Below are 1,212 nucleotides of genomic sequence, written 5' to 3'. Positions count from 1 at the left end.
AATGAAACCGTCGCCCGCCGAGCAACCCGCTATGATCGAAGGCGCAATAGAAGAATTGGAGGCCCGGTACTCCAGCATCAATCCCACGAGCCGTGTGCAACCTTCGTCCGCGAGCCTATTCCTCCCTGGCGGCAATTCTAGAGCCGTACTCTACTACGATCCATTCCCCCTGTTCATCGAAAGCGCGGCAGGCGGTCGCCTCACCGACGTCGACGGGCACAACTATATCGACTTCACCAACGACATGACGGCCGGGTTCTACGGTCATTCCAATCCGGTGATACTGGCTGCCATCCGGAGTGCGCTCGACGACGGCATCAGCTTTGGCGGCCCTCATGCCCACGAAGTAGCGCTTGCCGAAGCCATATGCCGGCGGTTCACGTCGATCGAACGCGTCCGCTTCTGTAATTCTGGGACGGAAGCCAATTTGGTGGCTATGGGCTTGGCGCGTGCAGTAACTGGCCGGCCGCTGGTCCTTGCCTTTCACGGTGGATATCACGGAAGCCTTGCGACCTATGTAAATGTTGAAGCGCCGCTGAATGTTGACAAACCGCAGATGCGCTTTGCTCGCTACAATGACGAGGAAGATGTCCGGCGAGTGTTGGACAAGTGCGGTGAAGAGACGGCAGCTATCATCGTCGAACCCATGATGGCGAGCGGCGGTGGCATTTTAGGCAACCGTGCCTTTCTCGCCGCACTTCGGGCTATGGCGGATAAGTGTGGGGCGCTTCTGATCTTCGATGAGGTTGTAACAGCTCGCTTCTCCCCGGGCGGTCTCCAGGACTTGTTCCAAGTCCATCCTGATCTCACAACGCTCGGCAAGTCGTTGGGCGGCGGCCTCACTTTCGGTGCTTTCGGCGGACGGGCGGAGCTGATCGATCGGCTGGACCCATCCCGTCCGGGCGCGATCCTCCACAGCGGCACGTTCAATAATAACGTGCTGACCATGACGGCTGGCCATATCGGTCTCACCGAAGTGGCAACTGTCGAAGCGCTTAAGGCGGTCAACGCTCGCGGCGACAAGCTGCGCCACAGCCTCTCGGAAGTTGCAAAAGAGCGCAGAACGGCGCTTACGATCGGTGGCTATGGGTCGATTCTATCACTGCATTTCCAGCCTCTAGCACCCCGCAATCCCACCGAGATCACGACCACCCCGACGCAACGGAAGCTCTTTCATCTCGATATGCTGCTGCGCGGCTTCTACACCCCGCG

Annotated in this window: 1 protein-coding gene; it reads left to right on the top strand. The window is 59.1% G+C overall.

Features of this window, described 5'->3' with window-relative positions; genetic code table 11:
• Positions 1 to 31: 31 nt before the first annotated feature.
• On the top strand, positions 32 to 1,212 hold a 1,181-nt coding region (locus AC0L3N_RS33845; protein ID WP_473552023.1), incomplete at its 3' end, for an aspartate aminotransferase family protein.

The sequence above is a fragment of the Mesorhizobium sp. WSM4807 genome (assembly GCF_055811615.1).
The sequence above is the reverse complement of the archived record's forward strand: the minus strand, read 5'-3'. Positions and strand labels throughout refer to the sequence as shown.